Below are 17,894 nucleotides of genomic sequence, written 5' to 3' on the forward strand. Positions count from 1 at the left end.
AAGATATGTTTCAACGGCAGGGTTAACTTCAAGGCTGGAAAAGGACAGCCGTTTACACAAAATTATTGACGGTCCCATGAAAATCGATAAAAATAAAATCGAAAAAACTTCTACAAATAATAAAAGATGACGAAAGAAAATATCAGATAAAAAAGCTTCGTGTAATGAAAAATCAATTAAATAGGTAAAACTCTTTTCATAATACGTTGGAAAGTAAATATCTAAAAATGACTGATAAACTAGCATAGTTTGAAGGTTTTTATTAAAGTTTATAGCATATTTTATATATTACGTAAATGTTTCAGTTTACGTAATATATAAAATATAAGAACTTAAATTTAACATTCTAGGTTAAGAGGCAACTTCCGATAAGAACCGTTATGTTTACAGTCAAAATTAACGGAAACGGAATTGGTACTTCATTATCCCGATGATTCTAATCTGTTTACTTAGTTTTGGGACTTGTTGATGAGACCCCTCATGTGGTTTAATAGAAAACATTAACCTTTTAGAGGTTAAAAACATAGAGGGGGAGAGAAAAGATGACGACACGCAAAACGGAAGATGTGTTTGAAACGCTGCTTAACAATCAGTGGATCGGGAGTGAAAGCGGAGAAACGGTTCCTATTTATGCCCCCGATGACAATGAAGTGGTAGGAAGAGTACCAGCGTTAAGTCAGGAGGAAGTGGATAAAGCGGTTCAACACACCGCTGAGGTCCAGGAAGCATGGGAAGCCAGAGAAGGCCATGAGCGTTCGGAACTGCTTCACCGGTGGGCCGAAGAGTTGGAAAAGATGACCGATGAGATTGGGGAAATGATCCACCAGGAAGTAGGAAAAACGCTTTCCTCGGGAAAAAGTGAAGTAAAGCGTACCGCCCAGTTGATTCGCCATACAGCAGAAGAGGGGCTCCGGACACACGGAAGCTTTATTCAGGGGGATGCCTTTCCTGGCGCGACGAAGCAGACAAAAGCGATGGTGCAGAAAGTTCCTCACGGCGTTGTCCTGGCGATTTCCCCATTTAACTATCCGGTCAACCTGGCCGCTTCCAAAATTGCACCGGCGCTTATTACCGGCAATACCGTGATCTTCAAACCAGCGACGCAGGGGGCTATTAGTGGGTTATTAATGGTACAGGCACTCGTGAAAGCCGGGCTGCCGGAAGGCGTATTAAACGTAGTTACGGGGCGGGGATCGGTGATTGGCGACTTCATCGTAACTCATCCTCTGATAGATATGATTACGTTTACCGGGGGAACGGATACCGGAAAACATATTGCAAAGAAAGCATCCATGATCCCAGTGGTGCTCGAGCTTGGCGGCAAAGACCCGGCGATTGTCCTGGAGGACGCCGATTTGGATCAAGCCGCAAAAGAAATTGTCAGTGGAGCCTTCAGCTATTCCGGCCAACGTTGCACAGCGATCAAGCGTGTGATCGTAATGGACAGGGTCGCGGATGAGCTCGTAGAGAAAGTGAAAGATATCGTGTCCGCCCTGAACGTAGGCACATCCAGAGAAGACGCGAGTGTCACGCCAATGATTGATCAGAAGGCAGCAGATAACGTTACCAGGCTGATTGACGACGCCCGGAGTAAGGGAGCTGCAGTCATACTTGAAGGTGTGAAGGAAAAGAATCTGCTGGGGCCGACCCTGCTGGATCATGTAACCGAAGACATGGCCATCGCCTGGGAAGAACAGTTTGGACCGGTGCTCCCTTTTGTGCGGGTGGAGAGTGAACAGGAAGCCATTCAACTGGAAAAGCGTAACGAGTATGGTCTTCAAGCCAGTGTATTCACAAAAAATCTGGAGAATGCCTTCGCTATTTCCGATAAGCTGAACGTGGGCACGGTTCAGGTCAACGGCAAAACCTCTCGTGGCCCCGACCATTTTCCGTTCCTGGGAGTGAAAAATTCGGGTCAGGGCGTCCAGGGCATTGGAAGAAGCATTGATTCGATGCTTCGCGATAAAGTGTTGGTATTGAACTTGTAAAAGCCAACAAAGACTTGCGATTAGTGTAAAATTTCAGAATTTTGTATTTTTATTGCCAATACATGGTCGATCAAGATTGTTTAAAGGTCTCTGACTTTCATTGTCAGAGGCCTTTATTCGTGTATTAAGTAAAGTTCTTTATAAAAAAGATTGTTTTTTTACGAGATTTAAAGTTATAATTCACATAATTTTCTTATAGAGGTTTTGTTTCCAAAATATTTTTAAAAGATCCTAAATTGGAGGGTTATTTATGAAAAATCAAGTAGTACTAGTAACAGGCTCAAGTAAAGGGATTGGAAAAGCTATCGCGTTAAAAATGGCTGAGCAGGGAGCTAAAGTAGTAATAAATGGCAATAACCTGGAGGCCCTTGAAGAAGTTAAGGGGCAAATTACAAAACGAGGAGCAACTTGTGCTATAGAACGTGGAGATGTTTCAGATCCAAAAATAGTACACAATATTGTGAACTCAATTGTAAAGGCTTTCGGCAGAATAGATGTTTTGGTAAACAATGCGGGAATCAATTTAAGATCTTCAACTTTGGAAACAAGCATTGAAGACTGGGACAGAGTCATTATGACAAATTTGAATTCTAATTTTTATATGTCTAGAGCCGTATTGAAAGAGATGGAAAAAGCAGGTGGGGGCAATATTGTTAACGTAAGTTCATCAACCTCGAAATCAGCTCATCCAAATGCGGTGCCAGCTTATGGAGCCTCCAAAGCAGCCATTAACTATTTAACTAGACATTTAGCTTTAGAATTTGCCTCTTCTAATATACGTGTTAACGGAGTTTGTCCGGGTCCAATTGAAACAGACATGAGTAAACAGTGGACCGCTGAATATCGAAAAAAAGTTACTAATAGTATTCCAATTGGTAAAGTTGGGGAGCAGGAAGACGTTGCAAATGCTGTATTATTTTTAGCAAACGACTCTTCAAAATATATTACAGGAGAAACAATTAATATTAACGGTGGTACTTTTATGTCTTAAGTGTTGCAAAATAAAACTAAATAAAAATATTTCATAAAGATGTTGCAAAATTAACTTTTATAAGATATATTTTTTAAAACGCTTACAAAAGGGGTGATGAGACAAGATGATAAATAATATCGTTATTAATGATCTTCCTACCGTAAATCCTCACAATCATGCTTCTAATTTACTGCAGTTGAGCAATGGTGAAATTGTATGTGCCTGGTTTAGTGGAAGCAGGGAAGGAAAAGCTGACATTTCTATCACATTTGCGAAGTATGATACAGAAACTAACACTTGGAAGCACCCACAAGTGCTTAAGGATAATTCGGAAAAATCAGAACAAAATCCTGTTTTATTTGAAATTAATAACGAATTATGGCTTATTTATACAGCTCAAGACAGCATTCAACAGGAAACATCGATTGTAAGACAAAGAAAATCTCGTGATTACGGGCAAACTTGGAGCCCTCCAGTCACTTTGTTTGAACAACCAGGCACTTTCATCCGCAACCCGCCTGTTTTGACCGGTGATGAGACCATTATTCTGCCAGCATATTACAGTATGAAATCTGAAAACGGATTTTTGGGGGGAGATCGCAGCGTGGTGAAAATCTCCAACGATGGGGGAGACACCTGGAACGAATTTGCTGTACCAGAAAGCGAAGGCTTAGTACACATGACGTTAGCTCAAGCGGGGGAAAATAAACTCGTTGCCTTTTTTAGAAGCCGGAAGGCTGATTATATTTACACAGCCAGTTCTTCGGATGGAGGCAGAACATGGAGTGCACCGGTAGCAACATCACTTCCAAACAACAACGCTTCCATTCAAAGTTTTATCTTGAATAATGGTATGCTGGCGCTCGTTTTTAATAACACGAATGCAGTAGAAAACCCTCCTAAAGCAAACGTTCCGCCTTGGTTTGATAAAGAGGATGTAAAAAGTGCGGGTATTGAAACAAAAGAAAACACGGAAGCGATTTGGGGAGTCATTCGGTCTCCGTTAACCTTGGCAATATCCAAAGATTACGGAAAAACATGGGATAAATTAAAAACAATTGATCATAGAGACAAAGATGCAGAAGAAACGGAACTCTCTTACCCTTCGGTTATGCAGAGCAATGATGGAAACATTCACGTAACCTATACTTATTTGCGAAAAAATATTCGTCATGCAAGTGTTTCATTGGACTGGATTTACGAATAATTCATTATTAGGAGGAATAGTATGAAAAGAAAAGCTAATGTTACGAAAATCACTTTTGTTAGTTCTGTTTTTGTAAGCGCTTCTATTTTGTCTGCATGTGGTTCCGGTGGCTCTGAAGAGAGCAGTGGTGAAAGTAATGCAAACGGGGAAAATGAAGGCGGAGGCGAAGAATTAGTACTTGCTACTATCAATCCCGAAGGTTCGCTTTTGGCGGATTCACTATATAGTTTAGCGGATGAAATTAACGAGACGACGAATGGAGAAGTACAAGCTCGTGTTTCTACAGGCGGAGAACTAGGTGATGCCTCTGGGCTTTATCAATCAGTATCTTCCGGTGATATTGATATGATTTATTCTGACACCGGCTTTTTTGCGGAACAGCATCCAGAATTTAATGTGCTTGGCACCAATTATTTATTTGAAGGTGAAAGTGAATTCAAAGATATCGTAAACATGGAGGGAAGTCTGGATTATTTCGATGAACTTTTGAAGGAAGATCCGGGACTGGAAACAATTATGCATGTGGGGGGACTTGAAAGAAATATCATTAGCACATATCCAATAGAAGAAGTAGGGGACCTGGATGGTAGAAACATGAGATCGAAAAATGAAAGCACTGAAATCAACTGGTGGGAGGATTTGGGAGCTAACCCTGTGCCTGTAGCCTTTGATGAAGTATATACATCAATCCAGACCGGTGTAGTAGAGGGATCACAAAATAGTTTCGACGCAATGATTCAACAAAGATTTGGCGAAGTAGCTGATTATGTTTCCAGGACTCAGCATAACTTCAGTTTAGGTTATGTCGTGATGAATAACGAAACGTTTGAATCGTTTGATAGCGATACCCAAGAAGCTATTTTAGAAGCGGGTAGCAGTGTGCAAGAAGAATATATTAATAAAGCCTTTGAGCAGAATAATAAGGATGCCGAGACATTGAAAGAAGAATTTGGTGTAGAAATTATTGAACCGAATAAAGAAGGTTTCAGAGAAGCTTCTGCGAACCAAAGAGAAAGTTTAATCGAGGAATATGGCATTGAAGAAGAAATAAATAATATCTTTGAAGAAAATTAACGTCTATCGAACAAAGGATGAACAAGTGAAATGAAGAGAGTAATAAATGGTATAGAAAAAGCCGTAGAAAATTTCAATGCCTTACTTCTAGTGGTTCTTGCTCTCACTTTGTTTACTGCAGTTGTCGCAAGATATGTTTTTGCTTTCCCCATTCCTGAAACAGATATTTTACGAAAATTTGCGATCTCTTGGCTGGTCTTTCTTGGCTCTGCCGTAGCTCTAAAAGAAAAACAACACCTCGAGATCGATATTTTTACAGAATATCTCTCAAAACGAGTGGCTCGAGCTAAGGAAGTAATCGTATATGTACTAATTTTGCTGGCTGTAGTGATGCTGATATTTGTAGGAATTGAGGCGTTCATGGCGGGGTTAAATAGAAGAGAACTGGTGCCTATTAGATTTTTATCTTCACAAATTCCTACTATTTACTATTATAGCGCCATCCTCGTGGGTGCAGTAGCAATGCTGTTCTTCCATCTAATAAACTTTAAAGAGTTTATTAGGAAGCCGAACGCTAAGAAGGAGTTAGGCAAATGATTTTACTAGGGATAATAGGCACGTTTCTCATATGTTTATTGTTAGGTGTACCGGTAGTCTTTAGTTTAGTTTTAGCTTCCGGTATACCTATTCTACTCGAGCCGGATGTGGGACTGGGACAAATGAGTTCCGTCATGCTTGGTTCGTTATCCAGTTTTACTTTATTGGCAATCCCGCTATTTATTTTTGCTGGACGACTAATGAATATTACAGGTGTCACGGAAGATTTAATTTATATATCGAAAGCGCTTGTGGGAAAAGCCAAAGGTAGTTTGGCTCATATGAATATCGTTACCAGCATATTTTTTGGAGCAATTTCAGGTTCTTCAGTGGCAGACGTAGCCTCTTTAGGAAGAGTACTTATTCCAGCGATGATCAAGGCTGGCTACAGTCGGGAATTTGCAGCTACGATCACCGCAGCTTCATCTACGATTGGGTCAATTATTCCCCCAAGTATTCTTTTAATTGTTTATGGAGCACTCGCCCAAACATCAGTGGCTTCCTTATTTATAGGAGGTATCATCCCCGGAATACTAATTGGATTATTACAAATGGCTTATGCTTACTACTATGCTGTGAAGAATAAAATAGATACTAATAGCGGCGCACTCGATTTAGACATTGGTTTAGATCAAAAACTGTCTAAATTGGTTGCCTTAAGAAAAAGCGTATTTCCCGTAAGCTTATTCTTGATTGTAATCGTAGGAATCATGAGTGGCGTGTTTACTGCTACAGAAGCAGCAAGTATAGCAGTAGTATATGTTCTCATTGTGGCCTTTTTTGTAAAAAAAGTACGGAACGTAGGCGAGTATGTAGAAGCTACCAAAAAAGCAGCCACCGAATCGGCCGTCATATACGTGCTGATAGCTGCAGCTTCTTTTCTCTCGTGGGTATTGTCTTACTATCAGACGATGCAGCCAATTGTAGACTTCCTAGTTAACAGTAATTTAAGCCCAATAGTATTTTTGCTTATGCTTACGATGCTATATGTGATATTGGGAACATTTATGGAACCTACTTCAGCGATGCTGATTTTTGTACCTTTATTAGTGCCTGTAATGAATGGATTGGATATCAATCCAGTTGTAGCAGGTATTGTCACAGTTATGGCTATAAGGCTTGGTACAGTAACACCACCGTATGGATTATCCAGTCTAATGGCAGCGAAAGTAGCAGAAACAAACGTTTTGAAAATGATGAGGCATATTTTAACGTTTGTGGGCGTGTATTTGGCAGCAATACTTCTAATTATATTCTTTAATGATATTGTTACGCTTTTACCGCAACTGTTCATAGAATAAAGTATCAAATGTAACCATAAAGATGGATGGGGTGAAACAATTGAAAGAACAAAAATTAGAAGGAATTATTACTGCTCTGCTTACAGCATTTGATGACAAAGAACAAGTAAATGAAGCGTCGATTAAACAGCTTACAAGGCGTGTGATTCATGGAGGCGTGGATGGGCTATTCATATTGGGGACAAATGGAGAATTTCATACTTTAACAGAAGGTGAAAAAGAACAGATTGTTTCTGCAGTTATGGAAGAGACAAAGAATGAAGTTCCTGTAGTTGTAGGCGTAGGAGGCAATAGTACGCTGGAAGTACAGCGAAGAGCGCAGCGAATGGAAAAGCTTGGTGCTGATTATTTATCAGTTATTACGCCTTACTTTGAACCCCCTTCACAAGAAGAGCTGTATGATTATTTCAAAGATGTCGCGGAAAGCGTTAATATACCTATCATGATTTATAATATGCCTTCAAAAACAGGAGTTTCAGTAGATGCAGAAACCGTAGCGGAGTTAGCGAAGGTTGGAAATATTGTAGGTATTAAAGATAGCAGCGGTGATATCGAGCAGATTCAGGCTTATATTAATAGCACGAAAGATTTTGCTGTTTTTGCAGGTGCGGATTCTCTTATTCTACAAACGCTCCAGGCCGGTGGAAACGGGGGAGTAGCTGCAACCTCAAACATGTTTCCGGAGCTAGCGGTTGGTATATATCAAAATTGGAAAAATGGAGAACTTCTTAAAGCTGAAGAATTACAGCAATCGCTGCAGCCAATACGAACATTGTCTAAAGAAGCGACGACCCCTGCAGTATTCAAAGAAGCGGTCACGCAACTTGGTATTAACGTAGGGGCGCCAAGGAGACCAGTAAAAGGTTTAAATGAAAGCCAAAAACAACAAGTCGCAGAAGTACTGAAAGAATATAAAGCGACCATGTAAGAAATCAAGTTTTAACTGGAGGTCCTTTAAATGAATAGCACATTTCAATTCCGGACAGCACAAAGAATTTTCAGCGGTCCGGGATCGCTAAAAAAGATAAGTCAAAATATAGGTGCGTTAGGGGCAAACCTAACGCATATTGCAATCGTCACTCAACCTTCAATGGTGAAATACGGATATGTTGAAAACTTGACCACAATGCTAAAGGAAGAAAATATCTCTTCTGAGGTCTTTTCCAATGTTTCACCAGAGCCAACCATAGAGCAGGTGGAAGGATTGTCGCATTTGTTCAATCAAGAAGCGTTTGACCTTGTTATAGGGATTGGTGGGGGAAGCGTTCTTGATGTGACTAAATTTCTGGCTGTGCTTTATAAAAATGAACAGCCTCTTCGTCATTTAATGGGAATGGAAAATATCGAAAAAAGAAACTTGCCTATGGTGCTTATACCATCTACGGCAGGGACGGGGTCGGAAGTAACCCCTAACTCCATCATCACTATCCCGGAAGAAGAATTGAAAGTGGGAGTCGTGAGCCAGTATTTTCTACCGGATCAAATTTATATCGATCCGGAAGTAACCGTGAACCTGCCTGCTCACATCACCGCCGCAACCGGAATGGACGCCTTTACTCATGCCTTAGAGTCATTTATTTCCACTAAAGCCAATGTGATGAGTGATATGTATGCTATGAAAGGTATGCAATTGATAAGCGAAAATATTGCTACTGCGTACCATGATGGAAGCAATTTAGAAGCCCGTGAGGGTATGTTACTAGGCTCCATGTTTGGTGGGATGGCTTTAAGTGCAGCGGGCACAGCAGCTGTACATGCCATGGCTTATCCAATAGGAGGAAGTTTTGGTGTCACCCATGGGGTGGCAAACTCGATGCTGCTTCCTCATGTCATGAGATGTAATTTTGATACTATCGAGGCGCAATTACTAACAATAGCAAAGAATACGCGACTTTCATCAGACAACACAGCCGAAGGAGTGTTAGCAGATATCGAACATTTGACAAAAGAACTGCAAATCCCCCAGGATCTCGGCTCCTATGGGGTAGAAAGAAAGGATCTTTCAAAGCTATCAAATGATGCTTTAAATGTAAAAAGATTGATGGATAATAATCCGAAAACTATGGAATTTAACGATGTCGAAAAGATTTACGAAAAACTTCTGCCGAAATAAAACTTATGAGGAAGCGAAGCAGGTGGTAAAATAATGAAGTTTCTTATCATAGCAGACGATTTAACAGGCGCAAATGATTCAGGAGCCCAACTGCTTCATGCAGGTTACTTTCCTTCTGTATTAGTCAATGGGTCCTTCCCTGCAGATAATACTGCTGAAGCAGTTGTTTGTAATACTAATTCCAGAGTGAACTCAGAAAGCGAAGCTTACCATAAAGTAGCTGCCTGTCTTCGGGAAGGATTAAATTATCATCCAGAAATTATTTACAAAAAAATTGATTCGACGCTTAGAGGGAATATCGGCCAAGAGCTTTCAGCTTTATACGATGTTGTACATCCGGATTTTATTGTCATGAATCCCGCTTATCCGGATAATGGACGTCTTGTGATTGATGGCGAACTGATGGTAGACGACAAAAAACTCATGGAAAGCCATATAACCAATTATCCTGGTCCGCCTTTTCAGACCTCTAATGTAGAAGAACTTCTTCAACAACAAGCAGTATTAAAAACGGGTTATATTAAAGATGTCCCTTCTTTAGTTGACATAGAAGAAACATTGACAAATTTAAAAAACAACGATGTTAAGGTCATCGTTTTTGACGCAGAAAGTGATGACCAACTTAAAGAATCGGCGAGACGCTTTCAAACATCCACATTTAATGTTGCCTGGGCTGGTTCGGCTGGCTTGATGCAGCATCTTTCAAATTTACATTCAGAAAGTAGATTAATAGAAAAAAGGACACTAAACCAGGGAAAGAATCGAATTTTATATGTCATTGGGAGCGTAAATGAACGATCTCGTTATCAATTGCAACAATTGTATCAGTTTTCTAACGTAAAAACCTTAGAATTGGATCCGTCGATGCTCATTTTCGATAAGGAAAAGATAAAAGATGACATTTTGTCCAATATAGCCGATATGGAAGATGATCAGCATTTGGCTATAACTACGAAAAATGAAAAAGTTGATTGGGAACGGTTAAAAAGTGAAGCAGAAAAACACAATTGTGAGCAATCATTAATACCGGAACTGATTTCAGATGCCTTAGGTGAGATGGTTAAACTTATTAAAGAAAAGCAATCATTTAATTGGTATTTTTTGACGGGTGGAGACGCTGCCATGTCGGTTTGTTCTAAAAATAATTGGGAAGTACTAAATATAGAAGAAGAACTCGAACCGGGTATACCAATTGGTACAATTATTTCTCAACCCGATGTGCATATCATCACTAAAGCTGGAGGATTTGGTTCTTCAGGGATTTTGCTCAAGGTTTTAGAATATACACAAGGTAAGGTGTTCCATTATGAGAAGTAGTCGTCCAGTAATTGGTATTACAATGGGGGATGTGGCAGGGGTAGGACCAGAAATTATTGCTAAAGGATTAAAAAAACAGTTACAAGAACAAAAGGCGAGCTTTGTAGTTATTGGAGATGCTTTTTATCTGAAGCAAGCGCTGAATATTACGAAAATAAATATTGATGTTAAAACCGTTCATTCTATGGAAGAAATAGAAGATGATGCTACCAGAGAAATCATTTACTGCTACCAGGTGGGTGATATGGATGAGAATATTCCTAAAGGTCAAGTGAACGCTCAGGCTGGTAAGTATTCTTTTTATTTTCTAGAAAAAGCCGTTGAATTAGCCATGAAAGGTGATATCGATGCGATATGTACAGCCCCTTTAAACAAAGAAGCCTTGCGTAAAGGTGGTTTTAATTATCCAGGACACACAGAAATTTTAGCTGACCTGACAGGAACGAAGAATTACTCTATGATGCTCTCGGCCCCGCAGTTGAGAGTAATTCACTTAACTACCCATATGGGATTGATTGAAGCAGTAAATTCTATCACCCCGGAACGAACATTTGAAGTAATTAAATTAGCGCATGATACGTTGGTGCAGGCAGGGATAGAGCAGCCAAAGATAGCGGTTTGCGGCATCAATCCTCATGCGGGGGAAAACGGATTATTTGGAAATGGGGAGGAGGAACGCCAACAAGTCCCCGGAATAGAACGAGCAGTTGCTGAAGGTATTAATGTGGTAGGACCCAACCCAGCAGATACGCTTTTTTTTAGGGCTATTAGAGGCGATTTTGATATTATTGTTGCAGCCTACCATGACCAGGGCCACGGTCCAGTGAAAGCCCTAGGTTTGGAAGCAGGTGTGAATATAACAGTCGGCTTAAATTATGGTATTGTTAGAACTTCTGTTGATCATGGAACAGCTTATGATATTGCGGGTGAAAATATTGCCGATGAGCAGAGTCTAATAGCTGCATTGGAAGAGGCTATTCATTTAGCACCGAAACGCCAAGACAAACTGAAATAAACGCATCTTTCTTCCATTATATATACTGAAAGGATTATAAGTATGGAGGAAAATAAAATGAAAATTGGCATTATAGCACCTTACGCCGGGATGTCTAATACTGCAAAAGAACTGAATTTTTCAGATCAGGATCTAATGGTCCGTGTAGAAATCGGTGATTTGAAAGAAGCGATTGTTCCTTTAAGAGCAATGGAACAAGAATCATTCCACGCTATTATTAGCAGAGGAGGGACTGCTGAAGTAATCAGAGAGCATACCTCCCTTCCCGTCATAGAAGTTGGCGTTTCTGGATATGATATTTTGCGCTTACTTATGATGGCAAGAGAATGGGAATCAGAAGTTCAATTGATTGGTTTCTCGAATGTCTGCAAAGGCTTCACAGAAATGATGAACATTATAGACTTTTTTATTCCTTATAGAGTTATTAATAATGCTCATGAAGTAGAAAACGCAATTATGAATGCGAAATCAGAAGGCTTCACTACTATCATTGGCGACACTGTTGCTGTTAGATTGGCCGAACGTGAGGGACTAAGAGGAATTCTTATCAGTTCAGGGAAAGAATCGATAGAGGAAGCGGTGCATCAGGCTAAAACAACTGCTTATATTTATCAGAGCAATGAATTAAATAAACAATCCTACCAAAAAATGCTCGATCACGTACAAGATCATTTTTTGATTTTAAACAATAACGGTGAGATCTATTACAAGAATCATGAGAGCCATAAATTCATAGCTAAATATCAATTAAGTAATAGTATAAATGAATGGGGAGAATCTTTTAGAAAGGAGTTTCAAAAGCTAAAAGATAACCATTATCTTCATAGCTTTATTGTGTTTGATAATTTATATTGGGAAGTCACTGGGGAGAAAATTATCCAGGATGGAACAGTAAAATATTACTTGAAATGGATGGAAGAAAAGAATTTCTCTCTTAATAGGGGAGATATTTCGATTGCTCCAGTCATGCCCGCCATTTCCTCACTTCATCAAATCACACTGCCCAGGCCTCTTGAGCAACAAATGTTAATGGATCTATTTAGTGAAAATACCAATCTTGCTATTGTTGGTGAAAAAGGAACGGGCAAAAAAACGCTTGCTTCTGCTTTGCATAATGAATTATTTGAAGTGGGGGCAGGGAAAAAAGAGATTCATTTACACGAAAACCTCACACAAGAAAGTCAAACCATTATTGAAGACTTAATTTCTCGTTATCGTGGGATGTTATATTTTAAAGGCTGGGAAAAAATTGAGCAAAAAGTTATCGCTAAATGGATGGAAATAGCTGAAGCAAATAGACAAATAAAATTAATATTTGCCACCCAAGCTCAATTTCATGCGCAGTTATTGTTTTCAAGTGAGCAAATAATACATTTATCTGAACTTTCTTCCAGAAAAGAAGATTTATCTAAGCTGTCTCTTCACTTTATTACCCAATATAATATTCTTTATGGAAAACAAGTAATTGGTGTATCTAACGAGGGTTTAGAGTATTTAAAAAACATTTCCTGGTCAGATTCTAATTTGAATAAACTAAGAAATATAATCCGAAAAGCTATAAAGTATACTAATAATTCTTATCTCTCCCCAGAAGATATTAGCGATCGAAAAACAAACAAGAAAACCATATCGATTGAGAAAACGTTGGAAGAATTAGAAAAAGATATTATTACCCAAGTTATGCAAGAAGAAGAAAACAATCAAACAAGAGTAGCGGAAAGGTTAGGAATTAATCGCTCAACACTTTGGCGAAAATTAAAAAGCATTAATGTGAACGAATAGCGATTATAATAAAGATTACAAAAAATTTATTATTGAAGTACACAGAGAATGAAAGATTTGAGGTGCTCCATTATAAGAATAACGATTAAAAGCGGACTCTTCGAACGAAGGAATCCGCTTTTATTATTTTTTAAATTGCTAATAATCGTGATTATGTTAATTGAAGTCTTATTGAAAAGATCATCTGCTTAAAGATCTGTCGCAATGCCATGAATCTGTTGAAGAGGGGAGCTGCTAGCAAGAAACATCCAGCGAACATGACTTTTTGCCTGCGCGTTTCTTTCAGTCTTTGCATTTTGAAACGAAACATTTGGGAAAAAGATTCCTCAAGAAAAACATCCATAATATTCCTCTTTTTGTCAGAAATTGATACCATGGACATGCATGCACGAGAACGAAAAAGAGGATGAAAATCGATGATACTAACAAATGCGACGTATTTAACCCCGGCCTATCAGTTTGAAAAGAAGGACCTTTATATTACGGATGGCAACATTTACACGGAAAAGCCTGATAAGAACGAACACGAAGTGATGGACTGCCGGGATTATATCGTGATTCCAGGACTGGTAAATGCCCATTTTCACAGTTACTCGCCCCTGGCGAAAGGACTAATGAAAGATATGGCACTGGAAGAGTGGGCCGATACGTCCGTGCAGGGAACCATCCAGCAAGCCTTTTTCACTTATCTGGACGAGAAAATGAACGAGGAAGACCTATGGGTCCTCAGTCAGAAAAGCTACATGGATATGGTGCAGGGAGGGGTCACGTTTGTGAGTGAATCTGATCCGCTCGCCTCACCTGCCACGCAGAAAAAGATAATCGAAAGTATAGGTATACGCGGTATGGTCGATGCTTACGAAGACCTTCAAGACGGCGATGCTATGTCGACCGGAAAGGTGCGTCTGGGAAGCCACTTGCTGGAAGAAGAGGATATGACTGAAGAAGCGTTGAGGGACTGTCAGCAGGTGCAAAAATCCCTCGAACCGGTCATGATGACGCATTGTTTGGAAAATCGCTGGCGGCATGACCTTGTTTACTCCTCATTTGAAACATCCAGCGTGGCCTTATATGAAGAAAAGAACTTATTGAATCCAAAAACCGTGCTTTTTCATGGAGTTTATATGTCAGCGAACGACATGGCTATCGTGAACCAACACCGGGCGTCGGTGATTCATTGTCCGATTTCCAATGCGGTGACTGGAGCCGGGGCTGCGGACGTGGCCGCTATGCTTCGCCAGGGCATTAATGTTGGCATCGGTACGGACTTCGACCACACGAACATGTGGGAAGAAATGAGAATGGCATACTACTTATTAAAATTACAGGCACCGGTTGAAGCTTTCAAGGCCGAGGACGTATGGAAAATGGCCTCGGAAAACGGGGCAATGGCTTATCAACTTGGAGACACGATTGGCCAAATCAAGAACGGCTATGAAGCTGATCTGGCTTTGATCAAAAAAGATACCTCCCTTGCTATGATGCTTAATCAGGAGAACTTTTCCACGTACGCCCATAACCTGTTAATGTCCTGTGGACCTTCTTCCGTTCACTATGTGATGGTGCAGGGCGAATGGGTCATGAACGATCAGAAGATGGTCCATGTTGATGAAGCACGGGTGCTAAAACGATACGAAGAAATCATGCAGGAGTTGATGGTTTTTATTACCAGTCAAGTCCGTGAACCAGATGCTACTACGGAGAACGAAGCGTAAACACCTGTTCTTCCCCAACATAAATGGAGATACAAAGGTGAAAAACTGAAAAAGACAGGGGATTGTTGATGAAAAATATACAAAAGGATGGGTATGAGGACTGTGCTCGTTTAAGCTTTTTGGCACAGAGATCAAAAGCCTATTGGGACTACTCTCAGGCATTTATGGAGGCCTGTCAGCAGGATTTAACCGTTACTCCGGACGATCTCGACCGAGCGATTGTTTGTATCGCTTGGGATAACGAGAACTGTATAGGGTTTTATTGTTTGGATCTTCAGGGCCCGTTGTTGGAAGCCCTTTTTGTTGACCCATCTTCTATTGGAAAAGGAGTAGGGACGGCGCTTTGGAAGCATCTTATCGGTCAGGCAAAGGCTCAAAACATCGCCTATTTTGATATCGAAAGTGATCCCGAAGCCGAGGGGTTTTACCAGGCGATGGGAGCAAAGCGGATAGGCCAAGTGACTTCCTCCGTTTTTGAGGACCGCCAATTACCCTTGTTGCGAATGACCGTAGAATGAACGATAAAAATACATCTACAACACTATTACATAACAAAGGAGCTTACGCTTTGGTGAAAATCAAAAACATCGGCAGACTTTGTACAAAAGATCATGATCATGTCCTGATCAATGACGCATCCAGGGAGAAGGTTTCGCCAGCTTTCCAGGAAGTGATCGATTATACCCTGCAGCAATACCTGCACCATTTCGGCGATCATATTCACAGTATTTATATTCGAGGATCAATTCCTCATGGTTTGGGCATTGAAGGCGTTTCTGATCTGGATACGATCGTGATTACCAATGATGATGAGCCTGTGGACTCTCAAGTGATAGAGCAGCTAGAAGAGGATGTTAACCGCCAATTTCCGGTGATTGATGGTTTGGAGGTCGGGTTATATCCAAAAGACGATCGTTGGTTCGCCGATCGATGTTCCATGATCCCCTTTATGCTGAAAACACATAGTATCTGTGTGTATGGGGAAGACCTCCGTCCTTCTCTACCAAACTATCACGCTGGTATTGCCCTCGGGAACGAACACCTGGTTCATTTGAGTACTCAAATTGAGCAAGCAAAAGCCGAATTGATCGATAATGAAGATCTAGCAGACATCAACGACTGCTGCAGCTGGATCATGAAAATCATCGTACGAGCCGGGTTGGCGTTGGTGATTGATCAGGAAAATCAATATACCCGGGATCTATATCCTGCCTATCAGGTGTTTGCGGCCTATTTTCCGGAGCAGGAACCGGAGATGCGGGAAGTTCTTCAACTGGCTATAGAGCCAACAGATCAACCAACGATTATTGTTGGAGTACTGGACGATATCGGTGCATGGATGACAAATCAAGCGGCCTTATGGCTGCAGACGTACAATCCAAAGCAAGAGCAGCACATGCGTATCTCTTCATAATAGCGGAAAGAAGGAATACTATTTCTGCTAAGAAGATAGGAACGAAAAGCACCCAAGAGAAATTGACAGTTCATGCCTTCAAAGAACTAAGCTTTTAGGATATCTATAATGCTTTGATACATATCGGAAAACATTGTTCCTTCTCCCCAACTATTCGAACAAATAATAACAGAAATCCTGGATGCGGCATCAACGTACACATAGCTGCTGTATCCGGGGGCGGTGCCTGTGTGTTCAGCGATAGGGACTGCAGCCGTTTGATCCACGATCCATCCATAAGCATAGGCGTAAGAGGATCCGAACATGTTCGTTGCAGGGGTAAAGAGTCGTTGAGTTAACGATGCCGGCAATAAAGCATTGTTCTGAAGCGCTTGGATCCACAACCGCAAATCGCGCACCGAACTGGTGATTCCGCCAGCGGCAAACAGCAGCGAATTATGAAAGGAAAATACGGGAATAGGGACCGGAACGATGGTGTCGTACCCCGTGCTTGATGTCGGATTCGAAGGTCCGGGACGGTACTGCGATTGCGTCATGTCTAAGGGAGCAAAGATATGTTTTTGGAGAAAATCACTATAGCTTTGCCCGGAAACGACCTCTACAATATGGCCTAACAAGACGTAATTGGAATTGCTGTAGGCATAGGCAGAGCCGGGGGAAAATGCTAAGGGCTTGTCCTGAAAGCAGGCGATAAGGTCCTGGGGCGAAAACAGTTGATCTTTGCTGGTGCTTGGTTGATAGGCGCCTGACTTGGTATTGTATCGTCTGAACAATAAATCATTCAGGTAATTGGGAATACCGGAGGACATGCTTAACAACTGATGCAGGGTGATGCGATCGCCGTTCGGATAATCGGGGAGGTAATGGGCAATCGGATCATGGAGGTGCAGCCGCCCTTGAGCCTGGAGGAGAAGAATCGCCACAGCCGTGAACGACTTGGTGAGCGACCCAATCCGATAGGTCGTCGAAGGCGTGTGAAGCGTTTGTTCCGTGTCATCAGCAAATCCATAGCCACGCTGAAATAGAATGCGATGCTTATGCTGCACCGAAACATATCCACTAAACTGACGGAAGGCTTTCAATCGGCGATGCAATTGGTTCTTTTTTCTTCGGTATGTAAGCATATGGTTCTCTCCTTTTGCTGTACCAACATTTCCATTTTTTCTCAATAACAAGAAAAAATCAAGCGATTCTTCTAGTAAACGAAGGAGTAGAAGAGCTTGTCGCTTAGATAGGAAAAAGGAATAAACATAAAAAGGCTAACGATGCCTTATGACTAACAACCAACAAAGACTATCGATTTCTGTTATACCAATGAAATCAGAAAAAGGATGCTAAAGTAATGATCAACTAGATGTAATCGAAGATGCGAAGAAGGAAGGAGTGTACTTCTTTGATAAACATAAGAGTATTAGAGCCTGCAGAACAACCGCCGATGGATCTCTTGTTATCGGCAGC

15 protein-coding genes are annotated in these 17,894 nt (G+C 40.8%); 14 read left to right on the forward strand and 1 reads right to left on the reverse strand.

Features of this window, described 5'->3' with window-relative positions; all coding sequences use genetic code 11:
• Positions 1-542: 542 nt before the first annotated feature.
• The 14 genes from ACTTK7_RS15955 to ACTTK7_RS16020 all read left to right on the forward strand — a co-directional run bounded on the left by ACTTK7_RS15955 (position 543) and on the right by ACTTK7_RS16020 (position 16,436).
• Positions 543-1,988, forward strand: coding sequence for an NADP-dependent glyceraldehyde-3-phosphate dehydrogenase (locus ACTTK7_RS15955; protein WP_462869084.1), 1,446 nt, complete (start codon positions 543-545; stop codon positions 1,986-1,988).
• Positions 1,989-2,238: 250 nt separating this feature from the next.
• Complete coding sequence (locus tag ACTTK7_RS15960) at positions 2,239-2,979, forward strand: SDR family NAD(P)-dependent oxidoreductase (RefSeq protein WP_462869085.1); 741 nt, start codon at positions 2,239-2,241, stop codon at positions 2,977-2,979.
• A 106-nt stretch (positions 2,980-3,085) separates the two neighbouring features.
• Positions 3,086-4,168: a sialidase family protein gene (locus tag ACTTK7_RS15965; protein WP_462869086.1), complete on the forward strand. Its 1,083-nt coding sequence runs from the start codon at positions 3,086-3,088 to the stop codon at positions 4,166-4,168.
• A 21-nt stretch (positions 4,169-4,189) separates the two neighbouring features.
• On the forward strand, positions 4,190-5,242 hold the full coding sequence (locus ACTTK7_RS15970; protein ID WP_462869087.1) for a TRAP transporter substrate-binding protein: 1,053 nt from the start codon (positions 4,190-4,192) through the stop codon (positions 5,240-5,242).
• Between the two features lie 30 nt (positions 5,243-5,272).
• Entirely contained in the window at positions 5,273-5,779 is a 507-nt protein-coding gene (locus ACTTK7_RS15975) for a TRAP transporter small permease (protein ID WP_462869088.1), read from the forward strand.
• On the forward strand, positions 5,776-7,080 hold the full coding sequence (locus ACTTK7_RS15980; RefSeq protein WP_462869089.1) for a TRAP transporter large permease: 1,305 nt from the start codon (positions 5,776-5,778) through the stop codon (positions 7,078-7,080). Before ACTTK7_RS15975 ends, ACTTK7_RS15980 begins: the two co-directional genes overlap by 4 nt.
• A 40-nt stretch (positions 7,081-7,120) precedes the next feature.
• On the forward strand, positions 7,121-8,008 hold the full coding sequence (dapA, locus tag ACTTK7_RS15985) for a 4-hydroxy-tetrahydrodipicolinate synthase (protein WP_462869090.1): 888 nt from the start codon (positions 7,121-7,123) through the stop codon (positions 8,006-8,008).
• A gap of 30 nt (positions 8,009-8,038) precedes the next feature.
• Entirely contained in the window at positions 8,039-9,193 is a 1,155-nt protein-coding gene (locus tag ACTTK7_RS15990) for an iron-containing alcohol dehydrogenase (protein ID WP_462869091.1), read from the forward strand.
• 33 nt (positions 9,194-9,226) lie between these two features.
• The gene (locus ACTTK7_RS15995) at positions 9,227-10,510 is read left to right on the forward strand and encodes a four-carbon acid sugar kinase family protein (protein WP_462869092.1); all 1,284 of its coding nucleotides are present in this window, start codon (positions 9,227-9,229) and stop codon (positions 10,508-10,510) included.
• Positions 10,500-11,525, forward strand: coding sequence for a 4-hydroxythreonine-4-phosphate dehydrogenase PdxA (gene pdxA, locus ACTTK7_RS16000; protein WP_462869093.1), 1,026 nt, complete (start codon positions 10,500-10,502; stop codon positions 11,523-11,525). The genes ACTTK7_RS15995 and pdxA overlap by 11 nt, the downstream gene beginning before the upstream one ends.
• A 57-nt stretch (positions 11,526-11,582) precedes the next feature.
• Complete coding sequence (locus ACTTK7_RS16005; protein WP_462869094.1) at positions 11,583-13,307, forward strand: PrpR N-terminal domain-containing protein; 1,725 nt, start codon at positions 11,583-11,585, stop codon at positions 13,305-13,307.
• Between the two features lie 416 nt (positions 13,308-13,723).
• Positions 13,724-15,022 (forward strand): amidohydrolase family protein, encoded by a 1,299-nt coding sequence (locus ACTTK7_RS16010; protein WP_462869095.1) that lies wholly within the window; start codon positions 13,724-13,726, stop codon positions 15,020-15,022.
• 68 nt (positions 15,023-15,090) lie between these two features.
• The gene (locus ACTTK7_RS16015) at positions 15,091-15,540 is read left to right on the forward strand and encodes a GNAT family N-acetyltransferase (protein WP_462869096.1); all 450 of its coding nucleotides are present in this window, start codon (positions 15,091-15,093) and stop codon (positions 15,538-15,540) included.
• A 50-nt stretch (positions 15,541-15,590) separates the two neighbouring features.
• A complete protein-coding gene (locus tag ACTTK7_RS16020; RefSeq protein ID WP_462869097.1) occupies positions 15,591-16,436 on the forward strand; it encodes a nucleotidyltransferase in 846 nt (281 codons plus the stop codon).
• A gap of 86 nt (positions 16,437-16,522) precedes the next feature.
• Here the strand turns inward: ACTTK7_RS16020 and ACTTK7_RS16025 are convergent, their stop codons facing one another.
• Positions 16,523-17,560, reverse strand: a complete 1,038-nt coding sequence (locus ACTTK7_RS16025) for a serine hydrolase domain-containing protein (protein WP_462869098.1) — start codon at positions 17,558-17,560, stop codon at positions 16,523-16,525.
• Positions 17,561-17,894 lie beyond the last annotated feature (334 nt).

Source organism: Marinococcus tarijensis, assembly GCF_054971385.1.